General features: G+C 64.6%; 17 protein-coding genes. 11 read left to right on the top strand and 6 right to left on the bottom strand.

Going from position 1 to position 18,163, the window contains the following annotated elements:
• The first annotated feature begins 15 nt into the window (after positions 1-15).
• Positions 16-1,065 (top strand): alpha/beta fold hydrolase, encoded by a 1,050-nt coding sequence (locus ACEN42_RS20955; protein WP_371881303.1) that lies wholly within the window; start codon positions 16-18, stop codon positions 1,063-1,065.
• 1 nt (position 1,066) lies between these two features.
• On the opposite strand, the gene ACEN42_RS20950 is transcribed toward ACEN42_RS20955, so the two are convergent.
• Entirely contained in the window at positions 1,067-2,431 is a 1,365-nt protein-coding gene (locus ACEN42_RS20950; protein ID WP_371882268.1) for an MATE family efflux transporter, read from the bottom strand.
• A gap of 91 nt (positions 2,432-2,522) precedes the next feature.
• Here ACEN42_RS20950 and ACEN42_RS20945 point away from each other — a divergent pair, with 91 nt between their 5' ends.
• Complete coding sequence (locus ACEN42_RS20945; RefSeq protein WP_238292827.1) at positions 2,523-2,843, top strand: YnfA family protein; 321 nt, start codon at positions 2,523-2,525, stop codon at positions 2,841-2,843.
• Positions 2,844-2,849: 6 nt separating this feature from the next.
• Here the strand turns inward: ACEN42_RS20945 and ACEN42_RS20940 are convergent, their stop codons facing one another.
• A complete protein-coding gene (locus ACEN42_RS20940) occupies positions 2,850-3,872 on the bottom strand; it encodes a DUF2891 domain-containing protein (RefSeq protein WP_371881302.1) in 1,023 nt (340 codons plus the stop codon).
• A gap of 382 nt (positions 3,873-4,254) precedes the next feature.
• On the opposite strand from ACEN42_RS20940, the gene ACEN42_RS20935 reads away from it, so the two are divergent.
• Together ACEN42_RS20935 and ACEN42_RS20930 are read left to right on the top strand one after the other, a co-directional pair.
• Entirely contained in the window at positions 4,255-5,550 is a 1,296-nt protein-coding gene (locus ACEN42_RS20935; RefSeq protein ID WP_371881301.1) for an MFS family transporter, read from the top strand.
• A gap of 227 nt (positions 5,551-5,777) precedes the next feature.
• On the top strand, positions 5,778-6,449 hold the full coding sequence (locus ACEN42_RS20930) for a hypothetical protein (protein WP_035502568.1): 672 nt from the start codon (positions 5,778-5,780) through the stop codon (positions 6,447-6,449).
• On the opposite strand, the gene ACEN42_RS20925 is transcribed toward ACEN42_RS20930, so the two are convergent.
• Together ACEN42_RS20925 and ACEN42_RS20920 are read right to left on the bottom strand one after the other, a co-directional pair.
• Complete coding sequence (locus ACEN42_RS20925; protein WP_371881300.1) at positions 6,450-6,611, bottom strand: hypothetical protein; 162 nt, start codon at positions 6,609-6,611, stop codon at positions 6,450-6,452.
• A 63-nt stretch (positions 6,612-6,674) separates the two neighbouring features.
• Positions 6,675-7,697 (bottom strand): AraC family transcriptional regulator, encoded by a 1,023-nt coding sequence (locus ACEN42_RS20920; protein WP_371881299.1) that lies wholly within the window; start codon positions 7,695-7,697, stop codon positions 6,675-6,677.
• Between the two features lie 180 nt (positions 7,698-7,877).
• On the opposite strand from ACEN42_RS20920, the gene ACEN42_RS20915 reads away from it, so the two are divergent.
• The 5 genes from ACEN42_RS20915 to ACEN42_RS20895 all read left to right on the top strand — a co-directional run bounded on the left by ACEN42_RS20915 (position 7,878) and on the right by ACEN42_RS20895 (position 13,467).
• On the top strand, positions 7,878-9,011 hold the full coding sequence (locus tag ACEN42_RS20915) for an acyl-CoA dehydrogenase family protein (protein WP_371882267.1): 1,134 nt from the start codon (positions 7,878-7,880) through the stop codon (positions 9,009-9,011).
• 30 nt (positions 9,012-9,041) lie between these two features.
• The gene (locus ACEN42_RS20910; protein WP_371881298.1) at positions 9,042-10,748 is read left to right on the top strand and encodes an AMP-binding protein; all 1,707 of its coding nucleotides are present in this window, start codon (positions 9,042-9,044) and stop codon (positions 10,746-10,748) included.
• Between the two features lie 15 nt (positions 10,749-10,763).
• The gene (locus ACEN42_RS20905) at positions 10,764-11,534 is read left to right on the top strand and encodes an enoyl-CoA hydratase (protein ID WP_371881297.1); all 771 of its coding nucleotides are present in this window, start codon (positions 10,764-10,766) and stop codon (positions 11,532-11,534) included.
• Positions 11,531-12,649, top strand: a complete 1,119-nt coding sequence (locus ACEN42_RS20900) for an enoyl-CoA hydratase/isomerase family protein (RefSeq protein ID WP_371881296.1) — start codon at positions 11,531-11,533, stop codon at positions 12,647-12,649. The genes ACEN42_RS20905 and ACEN42_RS20900 overlap by 4 nt, the downstream gene beginning before the upstream one ends.
• 107 nt (positions 12,650-12,756) lie before the next feature.
• The gene (locus ACEN42_RS20895; RefSeq protein ID WP_238214672.1) at positions 12,757-13,467 is read left to right on the top strand and encodes a hypothetical protein; all 711 of its coding nucleotides are present in this window, start codon (positions 12,757-12,759) and stop codon (positions 13,465-13,467) included.
• Positions 13,468-13,547: 80 nt separating this feature from the next.
• Here the strand turns inward: ACEN42_RS20895 and ACEN42_RS20890 are convergent, their stop codons facing one another.
• Positions 13,548-14,090 (bottom strand): DUF6572 domain-containing protein, encoded by a 543-nt coding sequence (locus tag ACEN42_RS20890; RefSeq protein ID WP_187605195.1) that lies wholly within the window; start codon positions 14,088-14,090, stop codon positions 13,548-13,550.
• A 191-nt stretch (positions 14,091-14,281) separates the two neighbouring features.
• The gene (ydiK, locus tag ACEN42_RS20885; protein WP_371881295.1) at positions 14,282-15,454 is read right to left on the bottom strand and encodes an AI-2E family transporter YdiK; all 1,173 of its coding nucleotides are present in this window, start codon (positions 15,452-15,454) and stop codon (positions 14,282-14,284) included.
• Positions 15,455-15,795: 341 nt separating this feature from the next.
• On the opposite strand from ydiK, the gene ACEN42_RS20880 reads away from it, so the two are divergent.
• Positions 15,796-17,535: a PQQ-binding-like beta-propeller repeat protein gene (locus ACEN42_RS20880; RefSeq protein WP_238292806.1), complete on the top strand. Its 1,740-nt coding sequence runs from the start codon at positions 15,796-15,798 to the stop codon at positions 17,533-17,535.
• Positions 17,535-18,143 carry a cytochrome c gene (locus ACEN42_RS20875; protein ID WP_029672413.1) on the top strand — a complete coding sequence of 203 codons (609 nt, stop codon included), beginning with the start codon at positions 17,535-17,537 and terminating at the stop codon, positions 18,141-18,143. The genes ACEN42_RS20880 and ACEN42_RS20875 overlap by 1 nt, the downstream gene beginning before the upstream one ends.
• Positions 18,144-18,163 lie beyond the last annotated feature (20 nt).

Raw genomic sequence — 18,163 nt, 5'->3', positions numbered from 1 at the left:
ATCCCGAAACCAAAAATGAATTCGTCCGTTCTTCGTTCTCTGGTGTTGTCCCTCGCGTTGTCCTGCGCTTTTCACGCGCATGCCGAGGACGCCGCGCAATCGACCAGCAATGACGGTCCCGCTTACGGTCCCGAGTTGCAAGGCTTCGACTATCCGTATCCGGTTGCGCAGTTTGCGCTCACGTCGCAGCGCCAGGTCGTGCGCATGGCCTATATGGACGTGCATCCGCTGCATCCGAACGGCCGTACCGCGGTGCTTCTGCACGGCAAGAATTTCTGTTCGGCGACCTGGAAGCAGACCATCGAAACCTTGACCGAAGCGGGTTATCGCGTGATCGCACCGGATCAGATCGGCTTTTGCAAGTCGACCAAGCCCGCGCGCTATCAGTACAGCTTCCAGCAGCTCGCGCGCAACACGCATGCGCTGCTCGGGGCGTTGGGCGTATGGAAGGCGACGCTCATCGCGCATTCAACGGGCGGCATGCTCGCGGTTCGCTATGCACTGATGTATCCGCGTGAGACGGAGCAGCTCGTGCTCGTCAATCCGATCGGGCTCGAAGACTGGAAGGCGAAAGGCGTGCCGTCGATATCGGTCGACGACTGGTACGCGCGCGAGCTGAAAACGAGCGCCGATGGCATCCGCCGTTACGAGACGAGCACGTATTACTCCGGCCAATGGCGCGCCGATTACGAACCGTGGGTGCAGATGCTCGCGGGCATGTATCGCGGGCCGGGCAAGGACGTCGTCGCGTGGAACTCGGCGCTGCTTTACGACATGATTTACACGCAGCCGGTCGTCTACGAATTCGACCAGTTGAAAACGCCGACGCTGCTGCTGATCGGCGACAAGGACACGACCGCCATCGGCAAGGATTTCGCGCCGCCCGAGATTCGTCCGACGCTCGGTCGCTATCCGGATCTCGCGAAGCTGGCGAAGGAGCGCATCGAGGGCGCGAGGCTCGTCGAGTTTCCCGAACTGGGCCACGCGCCGCAGATGCAGGACCCGGCGGCGTTCCACAGGGCGCTGCTCGATGGCCTCGCCGCCGTGAAGCCGCTTCCTCAGTGACTCAGTGCCGATCGGGCGCGCACGACGCGCGTTCGATCGCGGGCACCTGAACCGCCAGCGTGATGCCGCGCGCCACCATGAAAAGCGTGAGCGCGAGCCACAGTCCGTGATTGCCGAGCGATCCCGCGAGCGCCCAGGCGGCGAGCAGGAACACCGCAAGCGAGACGGCCATCGCTTTCATCAGTTCGTGCGTGCGGGTCGCGCCGATGAACACGCCGTCGAGCTGAAAGCCCGCCACCGATGCGAGCGGCAGAATCGACGCCCACGGCAGATAGCGCACCGCCGCCGCGTGCACGATGGCCTGATCGGTCAGCCGGCCGATGATCCATTCGCCGCTCATCCAGTAGACGACCGAAAAGCCCGCCGCGCCGATCGCCGACCAGAACATCGTGATCTTCACGGCCTGCCGGAACGCGTGACGGTCGCGCGCGCCGGCCGCCGCGCCGACGAGCGCTTCGGCCGCGTGCGCGAAGCCGTCGAGTCCGAAAGACATGAACGTCTGAAAGTTCAGCAGAACGGCGTTGGCGGCGAGGATCGCGTCGCCCTCGCGCGCGCCGAGATGCGCGAACCAGCCATACGAGCCGAGCAGACAGATCGTGCGGATGAAGATGTCGCGGTTGATCGCGACGAGCCGCCTGAGCGCGTGTGCATCGAAGATCGCACGCGGCGCGAGCGGTGCGAGCCCGCGTAGACGCGAATGCCACAGGATCGCGGCGCCGAGCGCGAAGCCGCAAAAATCCGCGAAGGCAGTCGCCGCGCCGATGCCCGCGATGCCCCAGTCGAAGCGATACACGAACAGCAGCACCGCGACGATATTCACCAGATTGATGAAGATCTGCGTGACGAGCGCGAGCCGCACGCGCTGGCAGCCGAGCAGATACCCGAGCACGACGTAATTGCCGAGCGCGAACGGCGCGGCCCAGATGCGCGCATGACAATACGCGCTCGCGGTGTCCTGCACGGCGGCGCTGCCGCCCAGCGCGACGAGCCCATAGCGGATGATCGGCACCTGCAGCGCCAGCACCGCCGCGCCGATCACGAGCGCGAGCAGCAGGGCGCGCAGCACGCTCGCGCGCAACGCCTCGTCGTCGTGCGCGCCGAACGCCTGCGCGACGAGTCCTGTCGTGCCCATGCGCAGAAAGCCGAAACCCCAGAACACGAAGCTGAACACGAGCCCGCCGAGCGCGACGCCGCCGAGATACTGCGGCCCGTCGAGATGCCCGGCGACGGCCGTATCGACCGCGCCGAGAATCGGCTGCGTGAGGTTGGCGAGGACGATCGGAAACGCGAGCGTCAACACGCGCTTGTGCCAGTGCACGGGTAGCGCGGCGGTTTCGGTCGAATCGTTTTGTGGGGGCGTCTGCAAGGTGTTCGGGCTGGCGGTTCGTGACAAGCGCGTCATTGTCCGGGCGCGGCGATGGCGGCGCAACTTCGGGCGGACGTCGATAATGCGCGTCATGAAAACATTCGCGCTCTATGTCGTCACGGCCATCGCCGAGATCGCCGGCTGCTATTTTCCGTATCGATGGCTCAGGGAGGGCGGCTCGCCGTGGCTCGTCGTGCCCGGCGCGCTGTCGCTCGCGCTGTTCGCTTGGCTGCTCACGCTGCACGACGCCGCCGCCGGACGCATCTATGCGGCGTACGGCGGCGTGTATATCGGCGTGGCGATCGCGTGGCTCTGGGCCGTCGATCGCATCCGGCCGACGGCGTGGGACATCGCGGGCGCGGCGATCGCGCTCATCGGAATGGGCGTGATCGCGTTTCAGCCGCGCGTCTGAGGCGAATCAGGCTTCGAGCGCCAGCAGCGCGAATGTCGCGAGCCAGTGCTCGCCCATGTAATCGCCCGCGACATGCGCGATGCCCGACGTCAGATGTTCGTTCGCGGCCGTTTCGAGCACCGCGATGCGCGCGTCGCCCGCAGGCAATGCCCGCGCGATCGTGCGCTGGCACCACGCGCGGGAGAGGTTCAGGCCGTCGAGGTGCGCGAGCTTGCCGTCGCTGCGATCGGTGACCGTGGCGGGCGTGAAGAGCGTCGCCGGCTGGCGCGCGGCAATGCGCGGCAGAAACCCGTCGAACCAGCCGACGAATCCATCGCCCGGCAGCACATGGCGCATCAGCACGGCTTCCATCAGCGACGGCGACAGGAACTCGTCGCCCGCCGGCTCCCACGCCTGACAGCCTTCGTCCTTCTCGAACCAGCGCAAGGCCGTTTCACTGAGCAGGCGCTCGAAGCCCGCGTTCCGTGTGGCGCGCGCGTAGCCGATCGCGAGCGTCAGCGCGAACGCCATGTTGAAGTGCGTGCCTACCCGAAGCGGATACGTCGATTTCGGCAGAAACTCCTCGAAGCGCGCGACGAACGCGTCGGCGAGCGGGGCAAGCGTGCGGGCCCAGCGCGCGCCGTCGTCGGAAGTCATCGAGTGGAGTTGTGCGGCGAGCGCGAGCAGCCACGCCCAGCCGTAGGGACGCTCGAAGCCGCGCGCAGCCGTGCGTTGCAGATACGCGACTTCGGCCGCGACGTTGGCATCGGTGAAATGTTCGTCGATCACCGCACGGATGCGCGGCGCCTCCGGCAATCCGGGAAAGCGGTCGTAGAGCCGCGCGATCAGCCAGTAGCCGTGCACGCACGAATGCCAGTCGAAGCTGCCGTAGAAGATCGGATGGAGCGCGCGCGGGCTCTGGACATCGGACTCGCTTGCCATCACGTGATCGAGCTTGTTCGGATATTCGCGCGCCAGATGGCCGAGCGCGACCTGGGCGAACTTCGACGCCAGCGCGGCGTCGAGGGTGATCGGTTGATGCGGATTCATGCAGTCCTCGTCGATGCGAATCGTGATTCCGAGACTTTATCGATAAATAGTCAGCAAAATCTTTGATCAGGGTAATTACCTAGCTTGAACGACCGAGGCATCGGCGGATCGCGTCGAAAGCGCCGCATAAACCGGTCGCAAGGGCGGCGAATGCTTTTGCGGCAAGCCTCGGCGGACACCTGACGTCATCGTCGGAGACGGCGCAACCGCGCGACTGCGCGAATTCGCTTACGACTGTCGGCCGTGTTCGGCGCGCCACGTGAGCGCGCTTTCGCCCGAACCGTCGTATAAACTTGCGCCCGAACGCCGCAAGAGCGCCCGGACCGGGGTCACGAGCCCCGGCAAACGCCATCCAGACAGTGACCAAGAGATCAGAAACAACATGACCGACCTTCCCGCTTATACCGCAGAGGACACCCGGCGCCGCGTTTTCGCAATCGTCGGGGCCTCGTCGGGCAACCTCGTCGAGTGGTTCGACTTTTATATCTACTCGTTCCTCGCGCTGTATTTTTCGTCGGCGTTCTTTCCGGGCGGCAATCCAACGGTTCAGTTGTTGAACACCGCGGGCGTGTTCGCGGCGGGGTTCCTGATGCGCCCGATCGGCGGCTGGCTCTTCGGCCGTATCGCCGACAAGCACGGCCGCCGCAACGCGATGATGATCTCCGTCCTGATGATGTGCGGCGGCTCGCTCGTCATCACCTTTCTGCCGACCTACGCATCCATCGGCGCGTGGGCGCCGTTTCTGCTTCTGATCGCGCGCCTGTTCCAGGGTTTGTCCGTGGGCGGCGAGTACGGCACGAGCGCGACCTACATGAGTGAAGTGGCGCTGCGCGGCCGGCGCGGTTTCTTCGCGTCGTTCCAGTACGTGACGCTGATCGGCGGCCAGCTTGCCGCGCTGCTCGTGCTGGTGGTTCTGCAACAGTTTCTGTCGACGGAAGAACTGAAGGCGTGGGGCTGGCGCGTGCCGTTCTTCATCGGCGCATGCGCGGCGCTGGTTTCGCTTTACCTGCGACGCTCGCTCGATGAAACCTCGACCGCCGAAACGCGTCATCGCAAGGAAGCGGGCACGCTCGCCGGGCTGATGAAGCACAAGGCCGCGTTCATGACCGTCGTGGGCTTCACGGCGGGCGGCTCGCTGATTTTCTACACGTTCACGACCTACATGCAGAAGTATCTGGTCAACACGGCGGGCATGCATGCCAAAACCGCCAGCAACGTGATGACCGCCGCGCTCTTCGTCTACATGCTGCTGCAGCCGCTGTTCGGCGCGCTGTCGGATCGTATCGGCCGCCGCGCGTCGATGCTGTGGTTCGGCGCGCTCGCGACCATCGGCACGGTGCCGCTGCTGCACGCGCTGTCCACGGTGGCGAGCCCGGTCATGGCGTTCGTGCTGGTCGTGATCGCGCTCGCGATCGTGAGCTTCTATACGTCGATCAGCGGTCTCATCAAGGCGGAAATGTTCCCGCCGGAAGTGCGCGCGCTGGGCGTCGGCCTGTCGTATGCGGTCGCCAACGCGGTGTTCGGCGGCTCGGCGGAATACGTCGCGCTGTGGCTGAAATCAGTGGGCAGCGAATCGACCTTCTTCTGGTATGTCACCGTGATGTGCGCGATTTCGCTCATCGTTTCCTGGCGCATGCTCGATCCGAGCAAGGAAGGTTATCTGCGCAACGAGCCGTAAGCGGGCCGACGGAATGCGTGTGGCGGCGATGCAACTGTCGCGTCGCGTGCGTGCCATGTCCGCCACGCTTGCCGATGACGTTAGTATGGTGTTTTATGCGGTATGTGGACGGCGCACCGGTCGAGGTGCGCAGCGATATTCGGGAACCGGATATGCATGCGCGCGGATCTCGCGCGCGCAACGCTGATGCGCACAATCGGGCGCGTCGGTCTGCCTGGAGCCTGTTCATGGAAGATTTCGACGAAACGCTGTTCCTTGTCTGGCGGTCCAATCTGAACGTGCTGGTTGGGACGCCGGGCGGCGCTGCGCGTCTCGCGCGCATGATGAGCTTCTCGCCGACGTTCATGAAGCTGATCGTCGCCGGTCAGCGCGATTTCAACGAGGAATTCGTGCGCGGCATCGAGCTCGTGACCGGCCTGCCGCCGCACTGGATGGACGAGCGCCGCACGCTGGAGGAAGTCCCGGCGGACGTCCTGCGCGCGATCGACGAGGAAACGCCGATGGCCGTGTTTCGCGGCACGGCCCATCCCGCGCCGAAGCGCTCCGTGCTGCGCGGCCCCGAACCGCTGCTTTCGCAGACCGAGGCGACGCGCCGCGTCGCCGATCTCGCCCAGCAACAGGCTGAAACGAACCGCCGCGATCTGCTCTTTCGCAAGAATCGCGAACTGCTGTCACAGGATTTGCGCCGCCTGGAGCGCCAGCTCGGGCTGCTTCAGGTTGAAGGCATGCAGCCGAAGGTCGACGAACTCATCGCGTCGGATCGCATGAGCGAGTCGGCGAAGGCCGACCTGACCGGGCGTCTCGAACAGATCGACAAGCACGTGAAGCTCTTGCACCAGCATGTGGAAAAGCTCGTGGTGCTGCTGTCGAGCCCGGATGAGCCCGAAGCGGGCGAATAACTATTTCTTTTTGCCGTCCTTCGGGGTGTCCGGCTCGGGGTGCACGGCGATCGGATCGCTGGCGGGGAAGGTTTCCTCCAGCGCTTCGTCGAGCAAGTCCTCTTGGTTGGCCGGGTCCGGCCGATCCTGCTTCGAACGTTCATCTCGGCTGGCTTTCTTCATGGCGCGCTCCGTGATGCAAGGTCATCGTCGATTCAATATAGCAGCCCCGAAGCGCGCCCGCAGTCAGCCCTCCCGGCGATAATCCGCGGGGCGCACGCCCGTCCACTTTCTGAACGCGCGGCGGAACGCGCTCGGTTCCGCGAAGCCGAGCGCGTCGGAGATCTGCGGGATCGTCTGCTGCGTGTGCGCGAGGCGCGCGATCGCGAGATCGCGTCTCAACGCGTCCTTGATCGTCTGATAGGTGAGCCCTTCCTGCTTCAGGCGGCGTCGCAGCGTCGCTTCGGCCATGTGGAGCGCCGCCGCGATGCTCTCGGCTTCGGGCCAGTCCGTCGGCGCGGTTTGCCTGAGGCGCGTTCTGATGCGGGCCGCGAGCGAGTCCGGATTGCGATATTTCACGATGAAGTTCGCCGGCGCGTCGCGCAGGAAGCGCTTGAGCGTCGCGGGCGTCTGCACGACTGGCAGCGCCGCGCATTCCGCCGACAGGTCGACGAACGAGCGCGTCTCGTCGAATCGAAGATCGTTGCAGAACATCAGCCGGTATTCGTCGCTGTCGGCGGGCTCGGGACAGCGCATATGCGCCGCCAGCACCGGAATGCGCCGCCCGACCAGCCAGCACAGCAGCCCGTACACCAAGATGAACCCCGTCGCGTAGGCGAACATCGTCTTGGGCGGCCCTTTGTCATCGAGCCAGATGCGCACGCGCGTCTTGTCGATATCGAATTCGAAAGTCAGCTCGTCGAGCACGAGGCGCATGAAGTTCGCGATGCGCGCGAGCGCCTGCGCGCCGTCGCGCGAGGACAGCGCGGCGTGGCACAGGAGCACGAAACTGCCGCGCCGCATCGGATGCGCGTCCTGGCCGAAGAACTCGTCGTCGAGCGCGTCGGCGGTGGCGTTCCACAGCTTGCCGTACTGCACCGGCGACACGCGCGCGCGCGGCGAATCGAGCGTCGCCGGCGCGATGCCCGCGGCGGCCAGCAAATGCTCGTGCGTGACGCCGCGCGCCTCGGCGCATCGCAATGCCGCCTCGACGAGACTCACGGAAATCGAATCGCGCTCGATCTTCTTTTTGGGACTTGGGGTTGTCACTAGGTGGCCAAAGCGCTCAGTTAGCGTGATCGTTTTGGGCATCGGCTAACGTCCGGCGATTGCCTAGACTCGTGCTCAGACGGCCCATCCGCCCTTCATCGACGACCCGGCGGCGGCCAGAAAGTGTATACGATCGATACGGTCCGCCGCCCCAGCCCCATTCACCGAAGACGACACATGATCGACGCATTCCTCACCGAAGAGCAGCGCATGATCCGCGACGCGGCTCGCCAGTTCGCCACCGAAGTGCTCGCGCCGAACGCGGGCCAATGGGACAAGGACGGCGCCATTCCCGACGCCGTCGTGCGCCAGTTGGGCGAGCTCGGCCTGCTCGGCATGGTCGTGCCCGCCGAACTCGGCGGCACCCTCAGCGACTACACCGCCTACGCGCTCGCGATGGAAGAGATCGCCGCCGGCTGCGCGTCCTGCGCGACGATGATGAGCGTGCACAACTCCGTCGGCTGCGGCCCGATCCTCGCCTACGGCACCGACGCGCAAAAGGCCGAATGGCTGCCGAAGCTCGCGAGCGGCGAGATCATCGGCGCGTTCTGTCTGACGGAGCCGCAGGCCGGCTCGGAAGCGAACAACCTGCGCGTGCGCGCCGTCGAAAAGGACGGCAAGTGGGTTCTCTCCGGCAGCAAGCAGTTCGTCACGAACGGCAAGCGCGCGGGCGTGGCGATCGTCTTCGCCGTCACCGATCCCGATCAGGGCAAGCGCGGCATCTCGGCCTTCATCGTGCCGACGGACACGCCCGGCTTCAACGTCGGCGCACCGGAGCACAAGCTCGGCATCCGCGCGTCCGATACCTGCCCGATCACCTTCGACGATTGCGCGATTCCCGCCGCCAATCTGCTCGGCAAACGCGGCGAGGGTCTCAAGATCGCTTTGTCGAATCTGGAGGGCGGGCGCATCGGCATCGCGGCGCAGGCGCTCGGCATCGCGCGCGCGGCCTTCGATGCGGCGCGCGCCTACGCGAAGGAACGCGTGCAGTTCGGCAAGCCGATCCACGAGCATCAGTCGGTCGCGAACATGCTCGCCGACATGCAAACGCAGATCAACGCCGCGCGCCTTCTGATCCATCACGCGGCGCGCATGCGCACGGAAGGCATCGCCTGTCTGTCGGAGGCGTCGCAGGCGAAGCTGTATGCGTCGGAAATGGCCGAGCGCGTGTGCTCCGATGCGATTCAGATTCACGGCGGATACGGCTATCTGCAGGACTATCCGGTGGAGCGTCATTATCGCGATGCGCGCATCACGCAGATCTACGAAGGCACGAGCGAAGTGCAGCGGATGGTGATCGCACGCAACGTTTGACTCGCGCTTAAAAAAACGACAGGAGACGCAATGAACGACGCCCACGCTTTCATCGAAGCACGAGACTTTCTGTTTGCTCATCGCACCGATTACGACACGGCGTATCGCGACTTCAAATGGCCGTCGCTGGATCGCTTCAACTGGGCGCTCGATTATTTCGACCCGATGGCGCGCGGCAACGATGCGCCCGCGCTGCATATCGTCGATGAAGGCGGCGGCGAGACGCGTCTTTCGTTCGCGCAGATGAGCGAGCGTTCGGCGCGCGTCGCGAATCATTTGCGCGATCTCGACGTGAAGCGCGGCGAGCGCATCCTGCTGATGCTGCCGAACCGCGTCGAGCTATGGGAAACGATGCTCGCCGCGATGAAGCTCGGCGCGATCGTGCTGCCCGCGACCACGCAGCTCGCACCCGCCGACCTGCGCGACCGCATCGCGCTTGGCGGCGTGCAGCACGTGATCGTCGATGCGGGGGAGACGCAAAAGTTTCACGACATCGAGGTGCCTGGATTGCGCATCGCCGTGGGCGGCGCGAAGGAAGGCTGGCTCGCGTATGAAGCCGCTTACGATGCCTCGCCTGAATTCGTTTCGGATGCCGTAACGAACGCGAACGATCCCTATCTGCTGTATTTCACGTCGGGCACGACGTCGAAGCCGAAGCTCGTTGCGCATACGCATCAGAGCTATCCGGTCGGCCATCTGTCGACGATGTACTGGATCGGCCTGCAACCCGGCGACGTGCACTGGAACATCAGCTCGCCCGGCTGGGCGAAGCACGCGTGGAGTTGCTTCTTTGCGCCGTGGAATGCGCAGGCGTGCGTGTTCATCTACAACTTCAGCCGTTTCGATGCGACTCGCGCGCTCGACGTGCTCGTCCGGCACGAAGTCACGACGCTGTGCGCGCCGCCGACCGTGTGGCGCATGCTCGTGCAGGAGCCGCTCGCGTCGTACGAGGTGAAGCTGCGCGAGATCGTCGGCGCGGGCGAACCGCTCAATCCCGAAGTCGTCGAGCGCGTGCAGGCGGCCTGGGGCGTGCCGATCCGCGACGGCTACGGCCAGACCGAAACCACCGCGCAGATCGCGAACACGCCGGGTCAGCGGCTCGTGCCCGGCTCGATGGGCCGTCCGCTGCCGGGTTATCGCGTGGCGCTGCTCGATCCCGACGGCAATCCGGCGGAGGAAGGCGAGATCGCGCTCGTGCTCGATCCGCCGCCGCTCGGCCTGATGACCGGTTACGCCGACAATCCCAAAGCCACCGAGAACGCCATGCGCGGCGGCTTCTATCGCACGTCCGATGTCGCGGCGCGCGGCGCGGATGGCTATTTCGTCTATGTCGGCCGCGCGGACGACGTGTTCAAGTCGTCGGATTATCGATTGAGTCCGTTCGAGCTGGAGAGCGTGCTGATCGAACATGAGGCGATCGCGGAAGCGGCCGTCGTGCCGAGCCCCGATCCGCTGCGCCTGTCGGTGCCGAAGGCGTTCGTCACGCTGCGCCACGGCTACTCCATCGGACCGGAATTAGCGAAAAGCGTGTTCGCGTTCTCACGCGAGCGGCTTGCGCCCTACAAGCGCATCCGCCGTCTGGAATTCGCGGAATTGCCGAAGACGATCTCCGGCAAGATCCGCCGCGTCGATCTGCGCAGACAGGAAATCGCGCGCACGCAGGACGGCGCGCGCGGCGAGTTCGAGTTCTGGGAAGAGGATTTCCCGGAGCTGCGTCAGACCAGCAAAGCCGACTAAAAAGGAATCCCCACGATGATCGAAGTCACGCGCGACGGTGCAACCGTCACGATTCGTCTCGCCCGTCCACCGGCCAACGCGTTCACGGCCGATGGCCTCGCGACGCTGCAGGAGACCATCGAAGGCCTGAACCGCGATGCGCACGTGCGCGCGATCGTCGTGACGGGCGCCGGCCCGAAATTCTTCAGCGCGGGCGCGGACCTCAATCAGTTCGCCGATGGCGACAAGGCGCACGCGCGCGTCGCCGCGCAACGCTTCGGCGCGGCATTCGAGGCGTTGCAGAACGCGCGCGCGGTGACCATCGCCGCGATCAACGGCTATGCGATGGGCGGCGGACTCGAATGCGCGCTCGCCTGCGATATCCGCATCGCCGAGGAACATGCGCAGATGGCGCTGCCGGAGGCGTCGGTCGGGCTCTTGCCAAGCGGATGCGGCACGCAGACGCTGCCGTGGCTCGTCGGCGAAGGCTGGGCGAAGCGCATCATCCTGACGGGCGAGCGCGTGAATGCGCAGACCGCATTGCGCATCGGTCTCGTCGAGGAAGTGGTCGCGAGCGGCGGCGCATATGAAGCCGCGTTGACGATCGCGGCCCGCGTCGCGTCGATGAGCCCGGATGCCGTCGCATATTCGAAGCCGCTGATTCACGCCGCGCGCGAAGGCGTGCCGCGCCGCGCGGCACTGGCGTTGGAACGCGAGCGCTTCGTCGATCTTTTCGATGGCGCGAATCAGCGCGAAGGCGTCGCCGCGTTCCTCGACAAGCGCAAGCCGAAGTGGAGCGTGTCATGAGCACGCAAGGATTGTTGCGCGACGCGCCGGAGGTCGGCTTCGAGATCGTCAATCGCGTGGCGATCGTCACGCTCGACAGGCCGCACGCACTGAACGCACTGTCGCACGACATGATCGCGCTTCTCACCGAACGCTTCGCGCAATGCGCCGCGGACGACGCCATCGCGGCGGTCGTGCTGCGCGGCGCGGGCGACAAGGCGTTCTGCGCGGGCGGCGACGTGCGCAAGCTCTACCACGCGGCGCGCAACGATCCGCATCACGAGACGCCTTGGCTGAAATTCTTCATCGACGAATATCGGCTCGACTTCACGGTGCATCGTTTTGCGAAGCCCGTGATCGCGCTGATGGACGGCATCGTGATGGGCGGCGGCATGGGGCTCGCGCAGGGCGCGGCGCTGCGCATCGCGACCGAGCGCACGCGCATGGCGATGCCCGAGACGCGCATCGGCCTGTTGCCCGATGTCGGCGCGACGCACTTTCTGCGCGTGCTGCCGCGCGATCTCGCGCTGTACGTCGGTCTGACGGGCGCGCGTCTTTCGGGCGCGGATGCGAAGCGCGTCGGGCTCGCGGACGAATGCGTGCCGTCGACATGGCTGCGCGGCTTCATCGAGCGCCTCGACACGCTGCGCTGGGACGATGCACAGGATGCGATCACGCAACTAAAGCGTGTGTTCGTGCCGGCCGCGAACATCGAACGGCACGCGCCGCTCGACGATATCCGCGCGCAGATCAAACGCCATTTCAGCGTCTGCGCGACGGGCGGCGTGGAGCGCATCACAGCGTCGCTGGCGATGGACGAATCGGACTGGGCGCGCGCGACGCTCGCCACGCTCGAAAGCCATTCGCCGACGATGCTCGAAGTGACCTGTCACGCGCTCCTGCGCGGCCGTCAGATGACGCTCGCGGATTGCTTTCGGATGGAGTTGGGCGTCGTGTACCGCGCAATCGACGACGGCGATTTCGTCGAAGGCGTGCGCGCGCTCATCATCGACAAGGACGAGCGGCCGCGTTTCGCGCCGACCACGCTCGCGCAAGTGCGGGCCGAGCGCGTGCAGCACTTTCTCTCGTCGCCGTGGCGCCGGGAGATGCATCCGCTCGCGGACCTGGGCGCGTAATCTCCTGACGGAAATCGCAAGCAAATGTTTCTGCGGCGAACCGGCGAAATGGCCGATGGTCGAACGGGGCTTATCGATCATCGGACAATTCAAGAGGGGAACCGACCATGCCGAACCGTACGTCACGGCTCGCAGTTCTGTCGGCCGGCATCGCATTCGCGTTGATCGCGCCGGCCGCATCGTATGCACAACTCAATCTCCAGCAGTTCGGCTTCGGCAGCGGCAGTTCCGAAGTGGCCGGCGGCGCGAACGGCGCGGCGCAGCCTTCCGCGCTGAATTCGCTGGTGCAGGGCTATCTCGGCGCGAACCAGCAAGTGCTCTCGGGACAATCGAATCTTGCATCGGCGATGGGCATGTCGAGCGTCGCGAGCCAGGCGCAATCGGCGGCGGGGGTGTTGTCGGGCGCATCAGGCGGAAGCGGCGTGCCGAGCACGAGCGTGCTGTCGCAACTGGGCGGCACGCAGCAGAGCGTATCGCAATCGTTGATGCAGGCGTTCACGAGCGGCTCCACGCCGCCGCCGACGGCCGCGAGCAAGCAAAGCTTCAGCGACGGTCTCGCCTCGCTCGGGCAGGGCGTGAAGCAGTACGCCGGATTGCAGTCGAATCTCGGCTCGGTGACCAATTCGATGAACATGTCGTCGCTCCTGCAGGCCGGTTCGAATCCGGCGACCGCGCAGGCTGCGAGCTATATCGCGCAATCCGCGCCGGGACAGTTGCAGTCGCTGGTGCAGACGCTCACGCAGGCGGTGCAATACGCGAAGACCAACGGCATCTCGGTGCCGTCCGTCGCTTCGTCGGCATTGAGCGGCGTGAGGTAATCGGCGCGCGCAACAAGAAAAGCGGCGGGCTCAGGATTGAGCCACGCCGCTTTTTGTTCGATTGCGCAGGATCGTTCGCTTCAGTGACTGGCGGCCTGTCGCATCACGAGCCGCCTGAGCACGGGCAGCGCTTGCTGCCGGCGCGTTTTGGGCGTCGGGGACGGGAGATACGAAATATCGGCGACATCCGCGAGTTGCTTGGTGAGCGGGTCCGCGTCGAGCACTTCGAGCGCGGGCGGCTCGACGGGTTCCGCATTGACGTGCTCCGGCTTGTCGACCGTGATGCCGAGCGAATGGCGCACATCCACGCCGCGGATGTGCGCCTTGTAACCGGCGTCGGCGAGCACGCGTTCACGCGATTTCCAGAACTCGACCCCGGACGACGTCATGGGATGCATCGACACATATTCGACCACGATCTCATAGCCGCGAACTTTCGGGTAGCTCAGCAGCAACTGTCCCGAACGAATGTAACGGATGTAGCGGTCGATCTTCTTCGTGAGCAAATCCTGATGCTCCTTTTCATCGCGCCAGTCGAGATCATCGAAGAGTCCGACATAAACGCGCTTGAAAAGAATATTCACTCCGATGTAATCGATGACTTCCACGTCACGCAAAGACATGGTCAATCCCCTGCGCCCTCAAACGGGCAAATAACAATGGAAGGCATTGTAACGGATTCACACCGTTGAATAATCGCAAAACGGCGCATTAACTCGGACAGAGTCTCATTTTAGTAAGACTCCGAATTTTCGATTTAAGCGCAATCTGATTGGCGCGAATAAAAACATCAAAATGTGAATCTATTTATCAATCAGGTCTGCCTTCTCGATGCATCCGCCAGATCCCGTGTGGACGTGGCTTTGGCGATTTCTTCGTTACTCATCGCTTCGACTTGCGGCAGCGGCGGCTGCTCGTTGATCCACGCATTAAGAATCGTCGACGTCACCGCGAGAATCACGGGACCGATGAATAATCCGACTATTCCGAACGCAAACATGCCGCCGAGCACGCCGGAAAGAATCAGCAGCATCGAGAGATTCACGCCGCGCTTGATGAGAATGGGCCGCAGGAAATTGTCGAGCATGGCGATCATGATCGACCACACGAGTAGCAGCGACGCGGCGACATTCGAGCCGTGCCAGTAAAGAAATGCGACGCCGCCCAGAAGCGGCAGCAGCGGGCCGATTTGCGCGAGACACAGCATCAGCATGATGGCCGTGATGATGCCCGCGGCCGGCACGCCCGCGAGCGCGAGCCCGATGCCGCCGAGCGCCGACTGCGTGACCGCCGTCACGACGATGCCGAGCGCCACCGCGCGGATCGCGAGGCCCGCGAGCTTGACGGCTTCCGCGCCACGGCGCGCGGCGATGCGCGTCGCGAAGCGGGTGACGAAGCGTCCGGCCGCCTCGCCGTTCATGTACAGAATGCCGGAGATGATGACGGTGATGACCATGTGCATCACGAACACGCCGACGACCGCGGCATGCGACAGCATCCAGCGCGCGGCGATCGTCACGTAGGGTTCGAGCTTCGCGAGCAGGCCGCCGGGGCCGGCGTCGGAGAGCGACTGCCATTCGGTCGCGACGCGCGCGCCCGCGAGCGGAATGTCGTGCACCCAGCCGGGCGGCGGCGGCAGCGCATAGGAAGGCAGGCTCTTGATGGCCGCCATGATCTCGCCGCCATGCAGCGCGAGCGTGGAGATCGCTTCATAAAGCGGCAGGACGATGACGATCAGCAGGATCAGCAGCATCACGGTCGTCGCGAGCCAGCGGCGGTTGCCGACGCGACGCTGCACGCCAACCATGAGCGGCCAGGTCGCGACGACGATCGTCGTGGCCCAGATGAGGCCCGGCAGAAACGGGCGCAGGACGTAGAGGCTGCCGACCGTGAGCGCGGTCAGGATCGTGATGACGAGCAGGATGCGCGCGATGTCCACCGGCTGGCGTGGATTCGGATTCGGCTGCCCGTTGTAAGGGATTGGCATGGTGCGTCCGGATGAAGGTGATGGTCGATGCGGCGCTCGGGTACGGGCGTAGCGCGCAGCGAGAGATGAACAAGCGATAAGCGAAAGCCGGCGATCCGGCAAGCTGTTCCCGGCGTAAGGGGCGCAACACAACGGCACGCCAATCCATACTACTAAAAATCGCGACGCGCCTGCCCCTGAAATACCCTTCGTCCGATGCGTGACGCGTCGAACGCAGTCTTTGCACGAAATCTGGAAATGCCTTTTTAAATTGCCTATTCTTTTTTGCGGGCGCAGAAGAGGGCAAGTGATGCTCCGCCGCGCACCACGAGGACGACACAAAAACTATTTGGGAGACTGACATGGCCGGTTTTTCCCGTACCTCGCTCGTTCCGCTCATTGTTGCCTTCGGTGCTTTCGGAATCGTGACATCGCACGAAGCCTCGGGCGCCGACGAAATCCAGAACACCAACACGACGCAAGCCGCACCGGTTCCGAGTTCGCTGCGACCCATCTCGCAGCAACAGCTCGACGGCGCCGCGGGCGACAGCGCGTCCTGGCTGCATTCGAACGGATCGTATGCCGAAACGCGCTATGCGCCCGCGACGCAGATCAATACGTCGAATGTGGCGAAGCTCAAGCCCGCGTTCATTTTCCAGACGGCGGTGATGGAGTCGATGGAAACCGCGCCGATCGTTTCGAACGGCGTGATGTTCCTCACCACGTCGTACAACCACGTCTATGCGATCGACGCGGTGACGGGCAAGGAGTTCTGGCATTACAAGCACAAGATGGGTCCGGTCACGACCTTCTGCTGCGGCCCGAACAATCGCGGCGTGGCGATCTCGGGCGACCGGCTCTTCATGGGCACGCTCGATGCGAAGCTCGTCGCGCTCGACGCGAAGACCGGCAACGTGCTGTGGTCGACGCAGATCGCCGATCCGGAAGAGGGCTATTCGGAGACGATGGCGCCGGTGGTCGTCGACGACAAGGTGCTGATCGGCACGAACGGCGGCGAGTACGGCATACGCGGCTTCGTGAAGGCGTTCGATGCGAACTCGGGCCAGTTGCTGTGGACCTTCTACACGATTCCCGACACGGGCAGCGAAGGCGTGTGGGCGGAGAACGACGCGGTCGGCCGCAACATGAAGCGCGATATCGCGGCCGAGAAGAAGACGCTCGCGGAGAAGGGCGGCGACTTCAACAAGACGCTCGGCGGCGGCGTGTGGATGGCGCCCGCGATCGATCGCAAGACGCGCACGGTGTACTTCGTGGTCGGCAATCCGTCGCCGGACCTGTATGGCGCGATTCGCCCCGGCGACAATCTCTATACGGATTCGCTCGTCGCCGTCGATCTCGATACCGGCAAGTACAAGTGGCACTTCCAGTACATCGCGCACGACGTGTGGGATCTCGACGCGGTGAGCCCGCCGATCCTCGTCGACGTGAAGGACAAGAACGGGCAGATGGTTCCGGGGATACTTCACGGCGGCAAGACCGGCTTCGTCTACGTGCACGATCGCCGCGACGGCAAGCTCATCCGCATTTCGGAGGCGATGATTCCGCAGGAGGGCGTGTGGACCCTGCCGACGCCGACCGGCGCGCGCATGCTGCCCGGCGCGAACGGCGGCGTCGAATGGTCGCCGATGGCGTTCAGCCCGAAGACGCGGATGGCTTATGCGGCGAACCTGCATCAGCCGATGACGTATCAGGTCGAGGAAGCAGCGTATCCCGGCGGCAAGCTGTGGCTCGGCGGCGCGTTCAAGACGATTCCGTCCGAGCAGCAATGGGGCAGGCTCGTCGCGGTGAATGTCGATACCGGCAAGATCGCGTGGGGTTACAAGACCGATCAGCCGTTGATCGGCGGCGTGCTCGCGACCGCGGGCGGCCTCGTGTTCAACGGCGAAGGCAACGGGCTCTTCCGCGCCTTCGACGCCGCCACCGGCCGCAAGCTCTGGGAGTTCCAGTGCGGCGCGGGCGTCAATGCGCCGGCGGTGTCGTATATGGTGAACGGCAAGCAATACATCGCGGTCGCGGCGGGCGGCAACACGCAGCTCGACTTCAAGCGCGGCAACAGTCTGCTCGTGTTCGCGCTGCCTTGATGATGACGCGCGCGAAACGTGTGCGGGTCTGGCTCGTCTACGCGCTGTGGATCGTCGCGTGCGTGCTGCTGTCGCTGCCTTCCCTGTCCCGCGCGAATGCGCAGACGGCTGCCGCGAAGGCCGCCGTCTGTACCTCGTGTCACGGGCTCGGCGGCAACTCGACGACGGGCGATTATCCGTCGCTCGCGGGGCAGACATCGCGCTATCTCTATCTGCAACTGCGCGACTTCAAGGCGGGCCGACGCAGTGATCCGCGCATGTCGCCGATGGCCGCGAACCTCACAACCGACGACATGCACGATCTCGCCGATTACTTCGCCGCGCAAAAGCCGATCGCCACCGACTTCAAGGCGGACCCGGTGAAGGTCGAGGCGGGCAGGAAGAAGTCCGAAGAGATTCTCTGCACGATGTGTCACCTCGGCGGCTTTTCGGGGCAAAACGAAATTCCGCGCGTCGCGGGGCAGCAGTATCCGTACATCGTGAAACAGTTGCAGGACTTCCGCGACAGGAAGCGCACCAACGACGCGGGCAACATGACGAGCGTGTCGAAGAATCTCACGGACGCGGATATCGAGAACCTGGCGAACTACATCGCGAATCTGCAATGACGCTTTACGAAGGTCTTTAT

This window comes from Caballeronia sp. S22 (assembly GCF_964261745.1).
GTDB classification, from domain to species: Bacteria; Pseudomonadota; Gammaproteobacteria; order Burkholderiales; family Burkholderiaceae; genus Caballeronia; species Caballeronia jiangsuensis.
The sequence above is the reverse complement of the archived record's forward strand: the minus strand, read 5'-3'. Positions and strand labels throughout refer to the sequence as shown.